Genomic DNA, 18,177 nt, shown 5'->3' on the forward strand with positions numbered 1-18,177 from the left:
GTAGGAGCGAGCAAGCTAGCTCCTACAAAAAGCATTAGGGCGTGCCCCTCCCACATTTAGAATTGCGCGAGCTTGAGGTTACTCGGCATCCAGATGCATTGGGGTGATGACACGACCATCTTTCTCGGCCTGCCCCAGTTGCGCATCAATGAAGTACACCCGGTCGTCTTCCAGCTGTCCCTTGTCCACCAGATAATCCTTGATCGTACTGGCGCGGTCCTGGCCCAGTTTGCGTAACAACACATCGCTGGCGCTCCAGAACTTGATCACGCCGTCCTTGAGCTTCGCCGAACGCTCATCGCTGCCCAGGTCTTTCCATTCGGCCGGTGGCTGCTGTTTCAAGCGGGTGCGATAAATGCCTTCCAGCAAGGGGGCCTTTTCCTTCTCTGGCACCACCAGCAATGAGGCCTGGGCAGGGACTTTGTCGCCACGGCGCTGGAGGATCTTGTAGTAGTTGTATTGGTATTCACGTTCCAGCCGTTCTGCGGCCAGGAACGGCCCGTCGCTGCTTGCGGCAGCCGTACCTTCGATTTCCAGGCGCAGGGTAGGGCGCTCTTTCAACGCCTTGGCCAGGGTGTTCAAAGCGCCTTCGGCATCTTTGTTCAGCTCACTGGAGCCGGCGGCGAACGACACATTACCCAGGTCTTCCGAGCCGCCACCGGTCACCAGCCCACCGATAAACTTGAACGGCGCTGTTGCTGCCCGTACTACGAGGTTACGTAGGGTCTGCCACACAATCGGCATCACGCTGAATTGAGGGTTATTCAGGTCGCCGCTCACCGGCAATTCGATGGAGATCTTGCCATCGGAGTCCTTGAGCAGGGCAACCGCCAGGCGAATCGGCAAGTCCACCGCGTCGGAGCTGTCAACTTTTTCACCCAGTTGCAGTTGCTCGACCACCACTTTGTTTTCAGCCTTCAACTGGCCCTTGATGATCACGTAGTGCAAGTCGAGATTCAAACGGCCCTTGCGGATACGGAAACCTGCGAACTTGCCTGAGTAAGGCGTCAAGTTGGTCAATTCGACACGTTTGAAGCTGGTAGCGATATCCAGGGATGCCATCGGATCAAACGGGTTCACGCTGCCTTTGATGGTCACTGGCGCGTAGCGGTCCACCTTGCCCTTTATGTCGACGCTGGCCGGCTTGGCCTGGCGGCTGTCGATGGTGCCAATCTGGCCGTTGAGCTGTTGAATCGCCGTGGCGAAGTTGGGTGTGAGGCTGAAGTCGGCAAAGTTGGCCGAACCATCGTTGATCGCGATCTGCCCGATATGAATGCCCAGTGGCTTCTCGTTGCTGGCTGCGGGTTTGGCGGCCGACTTATTGCCACTGTCTGCCGGCTGTGGAACCAGCAAGTCATCGATATTGGTGGTGCGATCGTCGTTGATCATGAAGCGCGCATACGGTTGCAGCAGGTTGACCTTGTCGATCGACAGGCTTTGACCGTGCTGGTAGTTCACGCCTTCCAGCACCAGGCGCTGCCATTTGAGGAAGTCGCGGGTCTTGAGGGTGTCCAGGGTATGCAACTGATCAACCTGGGCGCGGCCAGTGACTTGGAGGGCCAGCGGCTCGGTGCTTTTAAGGTTCACATCCAGGTTGCTGCCCAGCATGCCGCTGCGCAGTTCCAGGCGAATAAACGGGCTGATGTAGGACTGGGCAACCCGCAGATCGATGTCCTGGGTGTTCACTTTCAGCTTGGCACTGACGGGGTTGAGGTTAACCTCACCAGTCGCCTGGATCTTGCCTTGCTTGCCCAGGCCGGTGTCGACCTTCAAGGTAAAGGGGCTCTGGTTGAGGCTGTCGAAGTTCTGCACATCGACATTCAATGGGCCCAGCTCCAGCGCGACCGCAGGTTTGGCCTGGCGGTCGGCCAGGTGCACCTGATAGTTACGCAGTTGCACGTCCTTGAGCAACACTTGCCAGGGTTTGTTCGGGGCTGCAGGTTGTGCTTGAGGGGCGTCGGCAGTGGTCGGCGCAGTGGCCGGTTCCGGTGCCGTGGCTGGTTTACTCGGCTGGCTGGCGAACAGTTTCTGCCAATCCAACTGCCCATCGGCTTCACGGGCCGCCCAGGTTTCCAGCTTGTTGCTGCGAATCTTGCCGATAACCACCTGCTGCTTGGCCAGGTCTACCGTGGTTTCGCTGACGTCCAGGCGCTCCAGGCGGGCCAATGGCCGGCCATCCGGCGCCTTGATTGCAAAGGGCGCGATGCTGGCGGCGGTGTTGGTCAGGTTCAGTTCGGTTTCTTTGGCCAGGCTGAATTTATAGTCAGTGCTGAAGTTAAGCACACCGTCTTCCAGCACCAAAGGCAAGGCGTCACGTACATAGGGCCACCAGGCTTTCATCTTGCCGTCGGTGACTTTCAAGGTGCCTTCGGATGTGATCGGCACCAGGCTGAAATTACCTTTCCAGTCAATCTGCCCACCGTCAGGGCCCGCGGCGACCAAGGTCATGTCGGCGTTGTCTTCGGGCAAGGTGCTGAGATTTTTCAGCTCGAAGTCGAGTTTGTCGTAGAGAAATTCGATGGGTTCGCTGGGGCGCAGGTCCTGGAAGTGCAGATTGCCGGCCGCCAGCTTGATGCTGTCGATACGCAGTGGGAACGGCTTGGCATCAGGATCGGCCGGGGTCGGCTCGCTCGGTGGCAGCTTGAACAACTGCGCCAGGTTAAGTTGGCCGGATTTGTCGAACAGCAGTTCGGTCTTGGGCTGGTCCAGTTGCACATCGGCCAGGTGCAGGGCGCGGGTCCAGAGACTGTCGACTTGCAGGTTGGCGTAGAAGCGCTCGAAACCCACTTGTTCTTTACCCGGCTCACCGATCTTCAGGCCCCACAATGTAAGTTCGAGGCTGAACGGGTTGAGCTCGATGCGCTCGATTCGCGCCGGCACCGTGGCGTAGTTGGCCAACTGTTGGTTGGCAATGCGAAGGGCAATGCCCGGTAAGATCAGAAAGCCCAGCAAGCTGTACAAAGCAAGGGCGGTCAACAAGGCGCCTGCGGCGCGAATCAATCCTTTGGGCATGGGTGACGCCATCTATGTCAAACGAGAGTGCCTTGGAGTATGGCACGGGAATTCGGTTCCGAAGAACCGTGGACACTGGGAAACTTCCTACAAATGCAGGATCAAGGTCTTCAATGGCGGTTGCTGGTCTCTGGATGGAAAGTCGGCTCCAGGTGTCATGATTTGCCAGTCACGCACAGGGCGGCCGGCTTTTTCTGCGCAACGCAGCACCTGCTCACGCCAGTCATCCATGCTGACCTTCGCCAGGTTGTTGCAGCAAATCAGCACGCCATTGTCGGCGGTGGCCAGCAGCGCGGGCTTGAGCAGGCTCTGATAGTCGCGCAGCAAGTCGACGGTGCCGAAGGCGCTCTTGGCCCAGGCGGGAGGGTCGAGGAGTACCAGGTCATATTGGCGCTGTTCCAGGCGTGGATAACTCGGCAATTTCTGGCCGCGACGCTGGGTGATCGGCAGGCCCGCCAACTGGCGAATCGCCGGGAAGTAATCGGACTGCACAAATTCCATGGTTGGCAATTGCGGGTTGAGCTCACCGTTTTCACGCCCAACCGCCAGGTTCCCCTCGGCAAAATCCAGGTTGCACACCTCGCGTGCGCCGCCGGCCGCCGCGCTCAAGCCCACACCGCAGGTGTAGGCGAACAGATTCAGCACGCTTTTACCGGCACTGTGGCCCTTGACCCAGCCACGGGTATTACGCAGGTCGAGGAACAGCAGGGGGTCTTGTCCGGCATGGCGCCCGCGCACACGATAGTTGAGGCCCCATTCGTGGCCGACCAGGTCTTCCAATGCCGCAGGCTCTGCGCGGTACACCGTGTCTTCGCGGTCGATCCGTGAGTTACCGCGGGCGCGGTCGTTGTATACCAGCAGCAATTCCAGGCCCATGTGCTGGTTGATCATCTGGTGCAGGTCCAGCAGGTCTGCGCTTTCCAGCGACTGGTGGAAGCTCTGCACCAGCAATTGCGGACCGTAGCGGTCGACGGTCAGGCCACCGGCACCTTCCTGACTGCCGTGGAACAACCGATAGCAGTCCGTACCCTGGGCGTGCAGTTGGTTGATCAGGTCTTGGCGATAATCGAGGGCGGCGCGCAGCGCCTGATTCAAGGGAGTCATGGAGCGCGCCTTGCTTGCGGTAAATGAGGGCATTGTGGGCGCGGAGTTTAACAGCTATGGGCCGCTACCTACATCAGCCCCATCCGCCGATGGGCGCGCTGCACCGAACCGTTGCGCATCGCCCAGCGCAGCAGTGGCGCACTGCGCTTGACCCCGGCGCGGATCATCTGGCGTTGCAGCGGGCTCTGCTGTTGGTCGAGCATCGCGCTTGCCCAGTCGGGCAGCAGGTCGATCCCGGCCTGCATCATCAGGCTGCCGAAGGGTTTGGCCAAAGTGCTCGGGGCAGGGGCCTCGAGCAGCAGGCGCAGCACCTCACGGCTGCGCTCGTCGCACAGCAGTTGCGGGCGGATACGCACCAGATAATCCGAAATTTCCTGGCGTGAACGTGGCACAAGCCGCGCGCCCAGGCGTTCAGCGACCAGGGCAATTTCGCTGTAGTAGCGATCCTGGTCGCGACCCGAAAGCCGTGGGTTGCGATAACGCAGGTGAGCGGCCAGAAAGTTGCTCACCTCGGCCACATGCACCCAGGTCAGCAGCTCGGGATCGCTGGCCGCATAAGGTCGCCCATCCGGCGCGTGGCCGACCACCTGCAGGTGAATGGTGCGCACTTTTTCGATCAGCCACTCTGCATCCTTGCGTGAGCCGAAGGTGGTGCCGGAAATGAACTGCGAGGTTCGTCGCAAGCGCCCGAGCATGTCCTGGCGGAAGTTCGAATGGTCCCATACGCCGGCCAGGGCCAGTGGGTGCAAGGCTTGCAGCATCAAGGCACTGATGCCGCCGATCAGCATGCTGCTGAAGTCGCCATGCACTTGCCAACTGACCGAGTCGGGCCCGAACAGTCCGGGATCGCCCTTGGGGTTCTCCAGGTCCAGTTGGCCCAGTGACAAACCCGTCAGGCTCATCAACTGGGTTTCGATACGGCTGCGGATAAATTCCATGGCGACTCGGGGGTTCCTATCGGTTCAGGCGCTTGTCGATCAAACCGTCTACGACGCTCGGGTCGGCCAGGGTCGAGGTATCTCCCAAGCTGTCCAGTTCGTTGCAGGCGATCTTGCGCAAGATGCGCCGCATGATCTTGCCGGAGCGGGTTTTCGGCAGGGCAGGCGCCCATTGGATCAGTTCTGGCTTGGCAAAGCTGCCGATTTCCTTGCTGACCAGGTCCAGCAGGTGTTTTCTCAACGCATCGCTGGGCTCGACACCGTTCATTGGGGTCACAAAGGCATAGATGCCCTGGCCTTTGACGTCGTGGGGGTAGCCGACCACAGCGGCTTCGGCGATTTGGTCATGCAGCACCAAGGCGCTCTCCACCTCGGCAGTGCCGATGCGATGGCCCGATACGTTGATCACATCGTCGATCCGCCCGGTGATCCAGTAGTCACCGTCCTCATCGCGCCGCGCGCCGTCGCCGGTGAAGTAGTAGCCGGGATAGGGTTTGAAGTAGGTGTCGATCATGCGTTGCGGGTCGCCATAGACGCTGCGAATCTGCCCCGGCCAGCTGGCCTTGATCGCCAGCACGCCACTGCCGGCGCCGCTGATTTCCTTGCCCTGCTCATCCAGCAGCACCGGCTGTACGCCGAACATTGGCTGGGTGGCGCAGCCCGGCTTGATGCGCTGGGCGCTGACCAGCGGGCTGAGCATGATGCCGCCGGTTTCGGTCTGCCACCACGTATCCACAATCGGGCAGCGCTGTTCGCCGACCGCGTTGAAATACCAGTCCCAGGCCTCCGGGTTGATGGGCTCACCGACGCTGCCGAGCAGGCGCAGGCTGGCGCGGGAGCTACTCTCCAACGGACTGTGGCCTTCACGCATCAGGGCGCGCAACGCGGTGGGTGCGGTATAGAAAATATTCACTTGGTGCTTGTCGATCACCTGCCAGAACCGCGAGCTGTCCGGGTAACTTGGTACGCCTTCGAACATCAGCGAGGTCGCGCCATTGGCCAGCGGGCCATAGACAATGTAGCTGTGGCCGGTGACCCAGCCGACATCGGCGGTGCACCAGAACACTTCGCCTTCTCGGTAATCGAGCACGTACTTGAAGGTCATCGCCGCTTGCAGCAGGTAGCCGCCGGTGGTGTGCAGCACACCCTTGGGTTTGCCGGTGCTGCCGGAGGTATAGAGGATGAACAGTGGATCTTCGGCATCCATCGGCTCGGGCGGGCAGTTGTCGCTGGCGGCGTCCAGGGCCGCCTGATACTTGAGGTCGCGGCCCTCGTTCCAGTTCACGCTGGCCCCGGTGCGCTCCACCACCACTACAGTACTGACATCCGGGCAACTGGCCAGGGCTTTATCGACGTTCTGCTTCAAGGCCACGGGCTTGCCCCCGCGCACGCCTTCGTCGGCGGTAATCACCGTACGGCAATCGGCGTCGAGAATACGGTCACGCAGGGCGTCAGGTGAAAAGCCGCCAAACACTACCGAGTGCACCGCGCCAATTCGCGTACAGGCCAGCATGGCGTAGGCCGCTTCCGGAATCATGGGCATGTAGATGCACACGCGGTCGCCTTTTTTAACGCCACGGCTTTTTAGTACGTTGGCCAGGCGACTGACGTTTTGATGAAGCTGGCGGTAGGTGATTTTGCAGGACTTTGTCGGATCGTCGCCTTCCCAGATAAAGGCCGGCTGATCGGCGCGCTTTGCCAGGTGACGGTCGATGCAGTTGTAGCTGACATTCAGTTGGCCACCGGCAAACCATTGGGCGGCTCCGGTCTTGATGTCTGACTGCTGGACACTGTGCCATGGCGTTATCCAGTCGAGAAAGCCCTTGGCCTGTTCGGCCCAGAAGGTGTCCGGCTGTTCGATGGATTGGCGATAGAGGCGCTGGTAGTCCTCTTGACTGAGTTGCGCAGCCCGGCGGACGGCATCGGCGGCGGGGAACGTGCTGATATCGAACATGAGCGATCCTTATTCTTGTTTTTGCGACAAGTAATAAAGATGCACCCTGTGGCAGGAGGGTTCAAGGCCAACGTCCAAACGCACGTTGGCCTTGAGGCCAGCTTCAGCCGCGGTGGCGACCGCGGAAGTAGTTGATCAGGCCCTGGGTCGAGGCATCATCTGCCAAGGTTTCTTCGGCGCCGGTCAGACGGTTGTAAACGCCTTTGCCCAGCTCCTTGCCAAGTTCCACGCCCCATTGGTCGAAGGCGTTGATGCCCCAGACAACGCTCTGCACGAACACCTTGTGCTCATACATCGCGACCAGCGCGCCGAGGCGACGAGGGCTGATGCGTTCGACCACGATGGTGTTGCTCGGACGGTTGCCCGGGATCACCTTGTGCGGTGCCAGCTTCTGCACCTCGGCTTCCGGCAGGCCCTTCTCACGCAGCTCGGCTTCGGCTTCGCTGCGGGTTTTGCCGAGCATCAGGGCCTGGCTCTGGGACAGGCAATTGGCGTACAGCCACTGATGGTGGTCGGATACCGGGTTGAAGCTGACAATCGGCACGATGAAGTCGGCCGGGATCAGTTGGGTCCCCTGGTGCAGCAACTGGTGGTAAGCGTGTTGCCCGTTGCAGCCTACGCCGCCCCAGATCACCGGACCGGTATCGGTGGACACCGGCGTGCCATCCTGGCGCACGCTCTTGCCATTGGATTCCATGTCCAGCTGTTGCAAATGCTTGGTGATGTTACGCAGGTAATGGTCGTACGGCAGGATCGCATGGCTCTGCGCCCCCCAGAAGTTGCCGTACCACACGCCGAGCAAGCCCAGTAGTACCGGCATGTTGTCTTCGAACGGAGCGTTCTGGAAATGCTGGTCCATGGTGTAGGCACCGGACAGCAGTTCCTTGAAGTTGGACATGCCGATGGCCAGGGCAATTGGCAAGCCGATGGCGGACCACAGCGAGTAACGCCCGCCGACCCAGTCCCACATCGGGAAGATGTTTTCTTCGCGAATCCCGAAGGCCACGGCCGCGGCGTTGTTGCTGGAAACGGCGATGAAGTGGCGATACAGCTCGGCCTCCGAGCCGCCCTGGGCCAGGTACCAGGCACGAGCAGCCTGGGCGTTCTTCAGGGTTTCGAGGGTGTTGAAGGATTTCGACGAGACGATGAACAGCGTGGTCTCGGCGCGCAGCTTCATGGTCAGCTCGTGGAACTCGCTGCCATCGATGTTCGCCAGGTAGTGGCAGCGCACGCCTTTATGGGCGTAGGACAGCAGGGCTTCGGAGACTAGCTCCGGGCCGAGGAACGAACCACCGATGCCGATGTTCACCACGTCGGTGATCGGCTTTTCGGTGTAGCCACGCCACAGGCCGTCGTGGATGCGGCCGACCAGGTCGGTGATCTGGTTCAGCACCTTGTGCACGTCCGGCATGATGTTCACACCGTTGACCGACAGCTTGTCGCCCACCGGGCGGCGCAGGGCAGTGTGCAGGGCAGGGCGGCCTTCGGAGGAGTTGACCGGCTCACCGGCGTACAACGCATCGATCGCGCCTTTGAGGTTCACTTCCTTGGCCAGGCCCACCAGCAGGTCGCGGGTTTCGCTGGTGATCAGGTTTTTCGAGTAATCGAGGAAAAGTCCGCAGCTGCTCAGGGTGAACTGGGAAAAACGCTGGGGATCGGCATTGAACGCGTCGCGCATGCTGAAATCCTGCATGGCTTGGCGATGTTGGGTAAGCGCTTGCCAGGCGGGCAGCGCGGTAACGTCATGAGGGGTGCGGTAGTACGCCATCGCTGCGGGTTTCCTTTTTATTACAGGGACTGCCTTTAGGACACTTCAAAGCCCGGAACATCCAGTCTTATATCAAGGATTGGGTTCCAGACAGCGCTAACCGTAGCGCAGGGCGATTACATTAAACCTAGCGTGTCGATATGTCTTGGCTTTGTCTGCGCTGTGGCCGGTACTTTTTTATACCGGCACGGCGGTGGGGGCAACAGGTTGTGGATTTAAAGAGGGGTCAGGCGAGGTTCAGGTGCAGGTTATCAATCAGGCGTGTCGTGCCTAAATAAGCAGCGACCAGGATCACCACATCACGGTCTTGCGCCGTGGCCGGGCGCAGATGCACACCTTGGCGTACTTCCAGATAATCCATGCGCAACCCGGCGTTCTCAATGTGCTGGATCTGTTCGGCGCGCAGCTTGGCGAAATCACGCTCTCCGCTTTTGATGGCCGTGGCTATCTGGTTGAGGGCGCGGTACAGCACTGGCGCGACGGCGCGTTGCTCTGCGGTGAGGTAACCATTGCGCGATGACAGCGCGAGACCGTCCTCTGCGCGTACGGTGGGCTCGCCGATGATCTGGATCGGCATGTTCAGGTCATGGACCATTGCACGTATCACCGCCAGTTGCTGGTAATCCTTCTGACCAAATACGGCGATGTCCGGCTGGACCATGTTGAACAGCTTGCTGACCACCGTGGCCACGCCTTCGAAATGCCCTGGGCGGCTGGCACCACACAAGCCTTCGGACAACTGTGGAACGCTGACGCGGGTCTGGCCGGTCATGCCACCTGGGTACATTTCCTCGACGCTAGGCGCGAACAGCAGGTTGCAGCCGGCTTGCAGGAGCTTTTCCTGATCGGCGGCCAGCGTGCGCGGGTATTTGTCCAGGTCTTCGCCGGCACCGAATTGCAGTGGGTTGACGAAGATGCTCGCCACCACGAAATCCGCTTGCTGTGCGGCTTTGGTCACCAGGGTTGCGTGGCCGCTGTGCAGGTTGCCCATGGTAGGCACAAAGCCGATGCGCTTGCCGGCACTGCGGGCGTGGGTAACCGCGGCGCGCAGTTCACGTAGGGTTTTAACGGTGTTCATGCCGAGAACCCGTGTTCGATGCCCGGGAAGGTGACGGCTTTGACCTCGCTGACGTAAGCGCTCAGCGCAGCGTGGATGCTGGTCTGGCCGGCCATGAAGTTCTTCACGAACTTCGGTACGTGACCGGTCATCGACAGGCCGAGCATGTCGTGCAGTACCAGCACCTGGCCATCGGTGGCGGAGCCGGCGCCGATGCCGATTACCGGCACTTTGACGGCCTGGGTGATTTCTGCGGCCAGTTCGCTGGGTACGCACTCCAGCACAATCATCGCGGCACCGGCTTGTTCCAGGGCAATGGCATCGGCGCGCATCTGGCGCGCCTGGGCTTCATTGCGGCCCTGAACCTTGTAGCCGCCGAGGATGTTCACTGACTGTGGTGTCAGGCCCATGTGCGCGCATACCGGTACGCCACGTTCAGCCAGCAGCCGGATCGACTCGGCCAACCACACTGCACCTTCGACTTTGATCATGTGAGCGCCGGCTTGCATGAGCTTGCCGGCGTTCTGGAAGGTTTGCTCCAGCGTGGCGTACCCCATGAACGGCAGGTCGGCGATGATCAAGGCGCCGTCGTTGCCACGCTTGACGCTGGCGGTGTGGTAGGCAAGTTCATCGGTGGTCACGGGCAGGGTGCTGTCATTCCCTTGAAGAACCATGCCCAGGGAATCGCCTACCAACAATACTTCAACCCCGGCCTGGCAACAGGCGTTGGCGAAGGTGGCGTCATAGCAAGTCAGCATGGTGATTTTTTCACCCTTGAGCTTGAGGCTCTGCAAGGTGGTCAGGGTAATGTCTGGCATGAAAAGGGTCCTCGTTCAGGCGCTTGGAAACAGCGAGTAACGCGCGTGAGTCTTCGTTTATACAGGCGCACTGTCTTGAAAGCAGTGCTTATAAGGCCTGGATTGCGCCCTGTAGTGCCGGGTTGGCGGCAGCGGGACGCCTATAGTCGTGAGGAGGACACGGGAAGTCAATTGGATGTGTTACCGCATTGTTACGATGGCGGTGTTACCGCTGTTACTGATGCGATTGTAGGAGCGAGCTTGCTCGCGAAGAACGCGTGGGCACCGCGTTTAAGCAGGCTGTGCACGTTAACGTTGGCGATTTTCGCGAGCAAGCTCGCTCCTACGAAGGTAAGCGTTCCAGGCCGACGAATGGGCAGGCTTCAAGCAGGCCGCTGAGGCTTTGCCCGTCAGGCAACTGCAGGTCGGCTGGCGCCAGCTCAGCCAGCGGATACAACACAAACGCCCGCACGTGCATCTGGTAGTGCGGCACCTTCAGGCGCGGCTCATCGATCAAGCGATCGCCAAACAGCAGGATATCCAGGTCCAGCGTGCGTGGGCCCCAACGCTCATGGCGCTCGCGGCCCTGATCCTTCTCGATGGTTTGCAGTGCATCGAGCAGGTCCAACGGGGCCATGTTGCTGTCCAGGGCCGCCACCGCGTTGGTGAAGCGCGGTTGGCCTGGAAGCAGGGAGTCACTTTGATAGAACGCGGAGACACCGGCGAGGGTGGTGTCTGGCAGTTGCGACAGGGCTGTGATCGCGCGGCGCAATTGCTGGTCCGGGGCAGCGAGGTTGCTGCCCATGCCGATGTAGATACGCTCCACGCTTATTCCCCTGCGGCGCCCGAGGCGTCGGCGGCGTTGCGTTTACGCTTGCTACCGCTGCGGCGACGCTTCTTCGGTCCTTCACCGACACCATCGCCTTTACTGCCCAGCTCGCGAATCATTTCGCGGCGCTGGCTATCATTGGCGTCCTGATAGTCGGTCCACCATTCGCCCAGGCCGTCGGTTTGCTCGCCGGCGCTTTCGCGCAGCAGCAGGAAGTCGTAGCCGGCACGGAAGCGCGGGTTGTCGAGCAACAGGTCGGCGCGTTTGCCGCTGCGGCGCGGCAGGCGCTCCTGCATGTCCCAGATCTCGCGGATCGGCATGGTGAAGCGTTTTGGGATGGCGATGCGTTGGCACTGTTCGGTGATCAGCTCGTGTGCCGCTTCTTGCATGGCCGGGATCGGCGGCATGCCACGGTCCTGCAGGCGCAGCACTCGCTTGGGCAGGGCTGGCCACAACAGGGCGGCAAACAGGAACGCTGGGGTTACCGGTTTGTTCTGCTTGATGCGCAGGTCAGTGTTGACCAACGCTTCGCTGATCAGTGTGTGCGTGTACGTTGGGTTGTATTCCAAGGCCTCGGCGCTGGCCGGGAACAATGGATCGAATAACTGCAGGTCGACAAGCATTTCGAAGGTGTCGGCGGCATAGCCCGAGAGAAACAGCTTGAGCACTTCTTCGAACAGGCGCGCCGAGGGAATTTCCCGCAGCATTGGCGCCAGCTCGCGAATCGGCGCAGCGGTGTGCTTCTCGATACCAAAGTTGAGCTTGGCCGCGAAGCGCACGGCGCGCAGCATGCGCACCGGGTCTTCCTGGTAGCGCTGCGTTGGGTCGCCGATCAGGCGGATCAGGTTATTGCGGATGTCGTGTACGCCATTGGCGTAATCGAGGATGCGCTCGCTGACCGGGTCGTAATACAGGGCATTGATGGTGAAGTCGCGACGTTGCGCGTCTTCCTCCAGGGTGCCGTAGACATTGTCGCGCAGGATGCGCCCGCTTTCGTTGCGGGAAGACTGATTGGTGTCTTCCTCTTCGTCGTTTTGCGGGTGGCCGGCGCGGAAGGTGGCGACCTCGATGATTTCGCGTCCAAAGTGGATATGCACCAACTTGAAGCGCCGGCCGATGATGCGTGCATTACGAAACTCGGCACGTACCTGTTCAGGCGTGGCGCTGGTGGCGACGTCGAAATCCTTGGGCGTGATATTGAGCAGCATGTCGCGTACGCAACCACCCACCAGGTAAGCCTGGTAGCCGGCGTTCTGCAAACGTTCGACGATGTTCACTGCGTAACGGCTGAATTGAGCCCGTTGCAGCGAATGCTGGCTGCTATTGAGCACTTCAGGCGTGCTGCGTTTGTGTTGCGTTCGACGCAAGGGAGAACGGAATGACTGGAACAACTTCTTCAGCATGGGATGCACTGTTTGAAGGAATGTTCGGCCATAACGAAGAATGACCGCATGATGGGCCGGGATTCTAGCATTTAGTCGGGGGATGGTGTAGGAACAAGCTACAGGCATTGCGCCATAAGCTTCAGAACGTCAAATGCCGGAAACTACAAGGGGAGCCGAAGCTCCCCCAGAAGTAGTTGCGTGCTCTATTTTTATTATTGATTTCGGGCTTCTTGTTTTTGTTGATCGCCCTCGCCATGAAGCTTCACCTTCATGACACTCCCAATTGGGAGTCAAGAGCAAACGGATTGCTTTGGTCGCTGTGTTGCTGATCTACGATCCAACCAGTTCAGGCTCTGCCTTAGGGCAGTTTTTGTTGTTCTCGGCCTGGTTGCGGGGCAAGCCCCAAATGCAACGCCTCTCCAAAAGAATCAGTTAGCTGCGCCTCCGCCGTGTTGTTTTTGTTATGCGTGAGTCGATTCGTCTTATTTTTATTGTCTTGTACAAAGCTTGTTATTGTTTTTGTACTAAGCATATAGCAGGGTGCGTGCCAACTTTTGTGCCGGCCAGCAAAATCGGGGGGTTGAGGTGGTTTTGTGGTTTTCGGGGCCAAAAAAAAGCCGGGGCTTCGTTACCGTAAGCCCCGGCTTCTGTTACGTGAAAAGTCAGCGGTAACAGTTTTTTCACATCAGCAGGTGTTACCTGGTGGGGCGCACCCTCAGCTTTCGCTGGCGACTCCGGTCTTGCGCCGTGGAATGCCCAGGCGCTGACGCCGTTCCCACAGGCATTTGCGACTCACCCCCAGCTTGCGTGCCAGCTCGGTCTCGGTCATATGGTCCTGATGCTCGAGGACGAAATGCTGGAAATAGTCTTCCAGTGACAAATCTTCCGTCGGTTCATGGCTGGTATTGCTAGCGCCGCCCTGTTGCGGGGCCAAGCCAATGAAATCATCGTCGTCCAGGTCACTGAGCTCGATATCGATACCCAGCAACTCGGCGGAAATCTCCGGGCTCTCCGACAGAATCACCGCACGCTCGACCGCGTTCTCCAGTTCCCGCACGTTACCCGGCCACGAGTAATGCCGGATCGCCTGCTCGGCGTCTGCGGCAAATTTCAGGTCGGTACGGTTGATGCGCGCACTCTGGCGCAACAGGAATGCACTGGCGATCTCGTTGACGTCGGCGCCGCGCTCGCGCAGGGCCGGCAGCTTGAGCGCGATCACGTGCAGACGGTAATACAAGTCTTCACGGAACTGGCCGATCTTGGCCAGGCTCTTGAGGTCACGGTGTGTCGCAGCAATCAGTCGCACATCGACCTTTTGCGATTGCACCGAACCGACGCGTCGAATCTCGCCTTCCTGCAGCACCCGCAGCAAGCGGGCCTGGGCTTCCAGGGGCAACTCGCCGATCTCATCGAGGAACAAGGTGCCGCCGTCTGCGGCTTCCACCAACCCCGCGCGCCCGGCGCTGGCGCCAGTGAACGCGCCTTTTTCGTGGCCGAACAATTCGGACTCGATCAGGGATTCGGGGATCGCCGCGCAGTTCACCGAGATCATCGGTGCCTTGGCACGCTTGGACAGGTTGTGCAGGGCGCGGGCTACCAGTTCTTTACCGGTCCCCGACTCGCCCTGGATCAATACATTGGAGTCGGTCGGCGCTACTTTGCGGATCTTGCTGTACAGATCCTGCATCGGTGGGCAGGAGCCGATGATGCCGATCTCGCCGTTGCTGTTGTCGACGCCTGGCTTGTCGGCGCCGTTGATCGTTTTACCGGCTGGGCGCTGTTCGGCAGGCGCGCTGCTGGCCGACTGACGGTCACGCAGGATGCGGGCCACGGCCTGGAGCATTTCATCGTGGTCGAAAGGCTTGGCGATGTAGTCCACCGCGCCCATCTTCATCGAGTCCACCGCCGAGCGCAGGCTGGCGTAGCTAGTCATGATCAGCACCGGGGTGCCTTGGCCCAGCTTGATCAGCTCGGTGCCCGGGGCTCCGGGCAGGCGCAGGTCGCTGACAATCAGGTCGAACGTGGGAATGCTGAATCGCTCTTGGGCTTCCTGCACCGAGCCGGCTTCGCTGACCTGATACTGATTACGTTCAAGCAGGCGGCGCAAGGCAGAGCGGATAATGGTTTCGTCTTCGACGATCAAAATGTGCGGCATTGATTCAATTCTCTCGACGGTCTCAGTTCACAGCGGACGTCGCTTCGACATGACGCGGCAAGGTCACCCTGATACGGGTGCCGCGTTGGCTTTCTGTGTCAGCCGGGCTGTCGATGGTGATTTGTCCATAATGCTCTTCAACGATGGAATAGACCAGTGCAAGGCCCAGACCGGTACCTTCACCGGGGTCCTTGGTGGTGAAGAAAGGTTCGAACAATCGGTCCATGATGTTCTGTGGAATGCCGCTGCCTTCGTCTTCCACGATCAGGTCGACCGTATGCTCGAAAGCCTCGCTCTTGACGCGTACCGCGCTGCCGGCCGGCGACGCGTCGCGTGCATTGGACAGCAGGTTGATCAGCACTTGGGCCAGGCGTTGTGAGTCGCCATCGACCCAATGTTCCGGATCACACAGATTGAAGAACTGTACTTCGAAATTGCGTCGGTTCAAGGCCAGCAGCCCAATGGCATCCTGCGCCACTTCGGCCAGGCACACCGCTTCATCCTGATTCCGATGCGCGCCGGAGTGGGCGAAGCTCATCAGTGACTGCACGATGCGTGAGACGCGCTTGGTCTGCTCGAGGATTTGTCCGCTGATTTCGGTGATTTCACCGTCTTCTTCACGCTCTTCCCGCAGGTTCTGCGCAAGGCAGGCGATCCCGGTGATCGGGTTGCCGATTTCGTGGGCCACGCCCGCCGCCAGGCGGCCAATGCTGGCCAGGCGCTCGGAATGCACCAGCTTGTCTTCGAGCATTTGTGTGTCGGTCAGGTCTTCCACCAGCAATACCAGGCCGCTGTTACCAGGCGCAAGGGGCTCATCGATGGCAGCTTTGTGCAGGTTGAGCCAACGGGTCTGACCGTCGAGGGCCAGGTGTTGTTTATGCAGGTGCTCATCGGGCAGGTTGATAAAGCCCAGGAGCAGTTCTTTCCAGGGATCGCCCAGGGTATTAAGTCGCGAACCCACCACTCGTTGCGCGGCGATGCCGGTGAGTTCTTCCATAGCCTTGTTCCACATCAGGATCTCCTGGTCCTTGGCCAGGGAGCAGACGCCCATTGGCAGTTCCTGCAGGGTCTGGCGGTGGTAGCGGCGCAGGGCGTCGAGCTCGGCGGCCAGGCCGGTGAGGCGCGAATGGTAATCCTCCAGCCGGCTTTCGATGAAATGGATGTCTTCGGTGACGTAGTTTTCGCCGCCAGCCTTGTAGGGCAGGAATGTTTCGACCATGTCCTGGGAGACGCTGGGGCCCATCAGCCCGGACAGGTTGGCCTCGATACGGTCGCGCAGACGGCGCAGCGCGTAGGGGCGGCGCTCGTCAAACGGCAGGTAGAGGTCACGCAGTGCCTGCTCGACTTCCTTTTGCGCCGCCTTCGCGCCCAGGGGCTTGGCCAGTTGCGTGGCGAACTCCTGGGGCGAGGCAGCATGCAGCTCGCGGCGTTGCGGGCGGCGTACGTTGTCCACCGCGCAGGCTTCGGCAGCGCTGGTTTCTTCGGGGCTGGCGTTGGTGAACAGCGAGATCAGGGTAAACATCAGTACGTTGGCGGCCAGCGAGGCAATGGCCGCCATGTGCCAACTGGTGTCGTCGAGCACGTAGATCATGTTCAGCAACGGGATGTAGAAACCCTGCAAATTGCCGACCAGCGGTAGCAGCATGGTGACAACCCACACCAGGATTCCCGCCAGTAGCCCGGCAATAAAGCCACGCCGATTGGCGGTTGGCCAGTACAGCACCGACAATACGCCCGGCAGGAACTGCAAGGTGGCGACAAACGCGACGATGCCGAGGTTGGCCAGGTCTTGCCCGGCGCCAAGCAGCAGGTAGAACCCGTAGCCAGCCATGATGATCGCGATGATCAGCGCACGGCGGGTCCATTTCAACCAGCGGTAGATATTGCCTTCGGCCGGCGGCTGGTACAGCGGCAGCACCAGATGGTTGAGCGCCATGCCCGAGAGCGCCAGCGTAGTGACAATGATCAACCCGCTGGCCGCCGACAAACCGCCGACATACGCCAGCAGCGCCAGGGCCGGGCTGTTGGCGGCAATGCCGATGCCCAGGGTGAAGTACTCAGGATTAGTGGTGGCCCCCAGTTTCAGGCCGGCCCACAGTATCAGCGGCACCGCCAGGCTCATCAGCAGCAGGAACAGCGGTAATCCCCAGCTGGCGCTGACCAGCGAACGGGGGTTGAGGTTTTCGGTGAAGGTCATGTGATACATGTGCGGCATTACGATCGCCGAGGCGAAGAACACCAGCAGCAGTGTGCGCCAGGGGCCTTCCTGCAAGGGAGTATGCAAGGCGGCGAGGGCGGTCTGGTTTTGCAGCAGCCAGAGTTCCAGCTGTTGCGGGCCGTCGAACACACCGTAAAGCGCATAAAGGCCGACGCCGCCGATGGCGATCAGCTTGATGACCGACTCAAAGGCAATCGCAAACACCAGGCCTTCGTGCTTCTCACGGGTGGCGATATGACGCGAGCCGAAGAAAATCGTAAACAGGCTGATCAGCGCGCAGAAAGCTAGGGCAACAAGGTGTTGTACTGGCTCGCGGGTCAGGATGCTGATGGAGTCGGCTACCGCCTGGATTTGCAAGGCCAGTAATGGCAGCACGCCGATCAGCATGAAAATCGTGGTCAGCGCGCCGGCCCAGGTGCTGCGAAAGCGAAAGGCGAATAGGTCCGCCAAGGACGACAACTGGTAGGTACGGGTGATTTTCAGGATCGGGTAGAGCAGCACTGGCGCCAGCAGGAAGGCGCCGGATACCCCGAGGTAGCTGGAGAGAAAGCCATAGCCGTACTGATAGGCCAGGCCTACCGTGCCATAGAACGCCCAGGCACTGGCGTACACGCCCAGGGACAAGGTGTAGGTCAGCGGATGGCGAATGATCGCCCGCGGAATCATCCCGCGCTCACTGATCCAGGCCACACCGAACAACGCAGCCAGGTAGGCGGCGCTGATCAGCAGCATCTGGGTGAGACTAAAGCTCATCGGCATCTTTTTGGCTCTGCAGGATGAAGGTCACGACGATCAGGATCAGCCACAGTAGATAGGGGCGGTACCAGGCGCCCGTGGCGTCGATCCACCAATCCATGATGGCGGGGGAAAACAGGTAGATCCCGACGACCAGCAGCAGGACCAATCGATAGATGTACATGTTGGCCTCTGATTGAAAATCTGCGGCGATGGTAACGGATG

The 18,177-nt window shown here is 60.2% G+C and carries 12 protein-coding genes; all 12 read right to left on the reverse strand.

Annotated elements, in window-relative coordinates:
* Positions 1 to 78: 78 nt before the first annotated feature.
* Entirely contained in the window at positions 79 to 3,012 is a 2,934-nt protein-coding gene (locus QZR30_RS17760) for a DUF748 domain-containing protein (RefSeq protein ID WP_311903764.1), read from the reverse strand.
* Between the two features lie 87 nt (positions 3,013 to 3,099).
* A complete protein-coding gene (locus tag QZR30_RS17765; protein ID WP_311903766.1) occupies positions 3,100 to 4,116 on the reverse strand; it encodes a class I SAM-dependent rRNA methyltransferase in 1,017 nt (338 codons plus the stop codon).
* Between the two features lie 68 nt (positions 4,117 to 4,184).
* Positions 4,185 to 5,054 (reverse strand): oxygenase MpaB family protein, encoded by an 870-nt coding sequence (locus tag QZR30_RS17770; protein ID WP_311903767.1) that lies wholly within the window; start codon positions 5,052 to 5,054, stop codon positions 4,185 to 4,187.
* A 16-nt stretch (positions 5,055 to 5,070) separates the two neighbouring features.
* The gene (gene acs / locus QZR30_RS17775) at positions 5,071 to 7,008 is read right to left on the reverse strand and encodes an acetate--CoA ligase (RefSeq protein ID WP_311903769.1); all 1,938 of its coding nucleotides are present in this window, start codon (positions 7,006 to 7,008) and stop codon (positions 5,071 to 5,073) included.
* Between the two features lie 103 nt (positions 7,009 to 7,111).
* Entirely contained in the window at positions 7,112 to 8,776 is a 1,665-nt protein-coding gene (gene pgi / locus QZR30_RS17780) for a glucose-6-phosphate isomerase (protein ID WP_046069545.1), read from the reverse strand.
* Between the two features lie 226 nt (positions 8,777 to 9,002).
* Positions 9,003 to 9,854, reverse strand: coding sequence for a pantoate--beta-alanine ligase (panC, locus tag QZR30_RS17785; RefSeq protein WP_046069544.1), 852 nt, complete (start codon positions 9,852 to 9,854; stop codon positions 9,003 to 9,005).
* Complete coding sequence (gene panB, locus QZR30_RS17790; protein ID WP_046069543.1) at positions 9,851 to 10,651, reverse strand: 3-methyl-2-oxobutanoate hydroxymethyltransferase; 801 nt, start codon at positions 10,649 to 10,651, stop codon at positions 9,851 to 9,853. The genes panC and panB overlap by 4 nt, the downstream gene beginning before the upstream one ends.
* Positions 10,652 to 10,973: 322 nt before the next feature.
* On the reverse strand, positions 10,974 to 11,456 hold the full coding sequence (gene folK, locus QZR30_RS17795) for a 2-amino-4-hydroxy-6-hydroxymethyldihydropteridine diphosphokinase (protein ID WP_046069542.1): 483 nt from the start codon (positions 11,454 to 11,456) through the stop codon (positions 10,974 to 10,976).
* Between the two features lie 2 nt (positions 11,457 to 11,458).
* Entirely contained in the window at positions 11,459 to 12,862 is a 1,404-nt protein-coding gene (locus QZR30_RS17800) for a polynucleotide adenylyltransferase PcnB (RefSeq protein WP_046069541.1), read from the reverse strand.
* A 697-nt stretch (positions 12,863 to 13,559) separates the two neighbouring features.
* Positions 13,560 to 14,999, reverse strand: coding sequence for a sigma-54-dependent transcriptional regulator (locus QZR30_RS17805; protein ID WP_059397704.1), 1,440 nt, complete (start codon positions 14,997 to 14,999; stop codon positions 13,560 to 13,562).
* 22 nt (positions 15,000 to 15,021) lie between these two features.
* Positions 15,022 to 17,976 carry a sensor histidine kinase gene (locus QZR30_RS17810; RefSeq protein WP_162252747.1) on the reverse strand — a complete coding sequence of 985 codons (2,955 nt, stop codon included), beginning with the start codon at positions 17,974 to 17,976 and terminating at the stop codon, positions 15,022 to 15,024.
* The gene (locus QZR30_RS17815; protein WP_003176118.1) at positions 17,960 to 18,136 is read right to left on the reverse strand and encodes a hypothetical protein; all 177 of its coding nucleotides are present in this window, start codon (positions 18,134 to 18,136) and stop codon (positions 17,960 to 17,962) included. Before QZR30_RS17815 ends, QZR30_RS17810 begins: the two co-directional genes overlap by 17 nt.
* Positions 18,137 to 18,177: the final 41 nt, after the last annotated feature.

The organism is Pseudomonas sp. rhizo25 (assembly GCF_031931935.1).
In the GTDB taxonomy this organism is placed as follows: Bacteria; Pseudomonadota; Gammaproteobacteria; order Pseudomonadales; family Pseudomonadaceae; genus Aquipseudomonas; species Aquipseudomonas synxantha.

Bases quoted from the DNA above. Each gene is read 5' to 3' on its own strand.
- QZR30_RS17760 (WP_311903764.1), bottom strand. From the start codon at position 3,012: ATGCCCAAAGGATTGATTCGCGCCGCAGGCGCCTTGTTGACCGCCCTT.
- QZR30_RS17765 (WP_311903766.1), bottom strand. From the start codon at position 4,116: ATGACTCCCTTGAATCAGGCGCTGCGCGCCGCCCTCGATTATCGCCAA.
- QZR30_RS17770 (WP_311903767.1), bottom strand. From the start codon at position 5,054: ATGGAATTTATCCGCAGCCGTATCGAAACCCAGTTGATGAGCCTGACG.
- acs (WP_311903769.1), bottom strand. From the start codon at position 7,008: ATGTTCGATATCAGCACGTTCCCCGCCGCCGATGCCGTCCGCCGGGCT.
- pgi (WP_046069545.1), bottom strand. From the start codon at position 8,776: ATGGCGTACTACCGCACCCCTCATGACGTTACCGCGCTGCCCGCCTGG.
- panC (WP_046069544.1), bottom strand. From the start codon at position 9,854: ATGAACACCGTTAAAACCCTACGTGAACTGCGCGCCGCGGTTACCCAC.
- panB (WP_046069543.1), bottom strand. From the start codon at position 10,651: ATGCCAGACATTACCCTGACCACCTTGCAGAGCCTCAAGCTCAAGGGT.
- QZR30_RS17800 (WP_046069541.1), bottom strand. From the start codon at position 12,862: ATGCTGAAGAAGTTGTTCCAGTCATTCCGTTCTCCCTTGCGTCGAACG.
- QZR30_RS17805 (WP_059397704.1), bottom strand. From the start codon at position 14,999: ATGCCGCACATTTTGATCGTCGAAGACGAAACCATTATCCGCTCTGCC.
- QZR30_RS17810 (WP_162252747.1), bottom strand. From the start codon at position 17,976: ATGCCGATGAGCTTTAGTCTCACCCAGATGCTGCTGATCAGCGCCGCC.
- QZR30_RS17815 (WP_003176118.1), bottom strand. From the start codon at position 18,136: ATGTACATCTATCGATTGGTCCTGCTGCTGGTCGTCGGGATCTACCTG.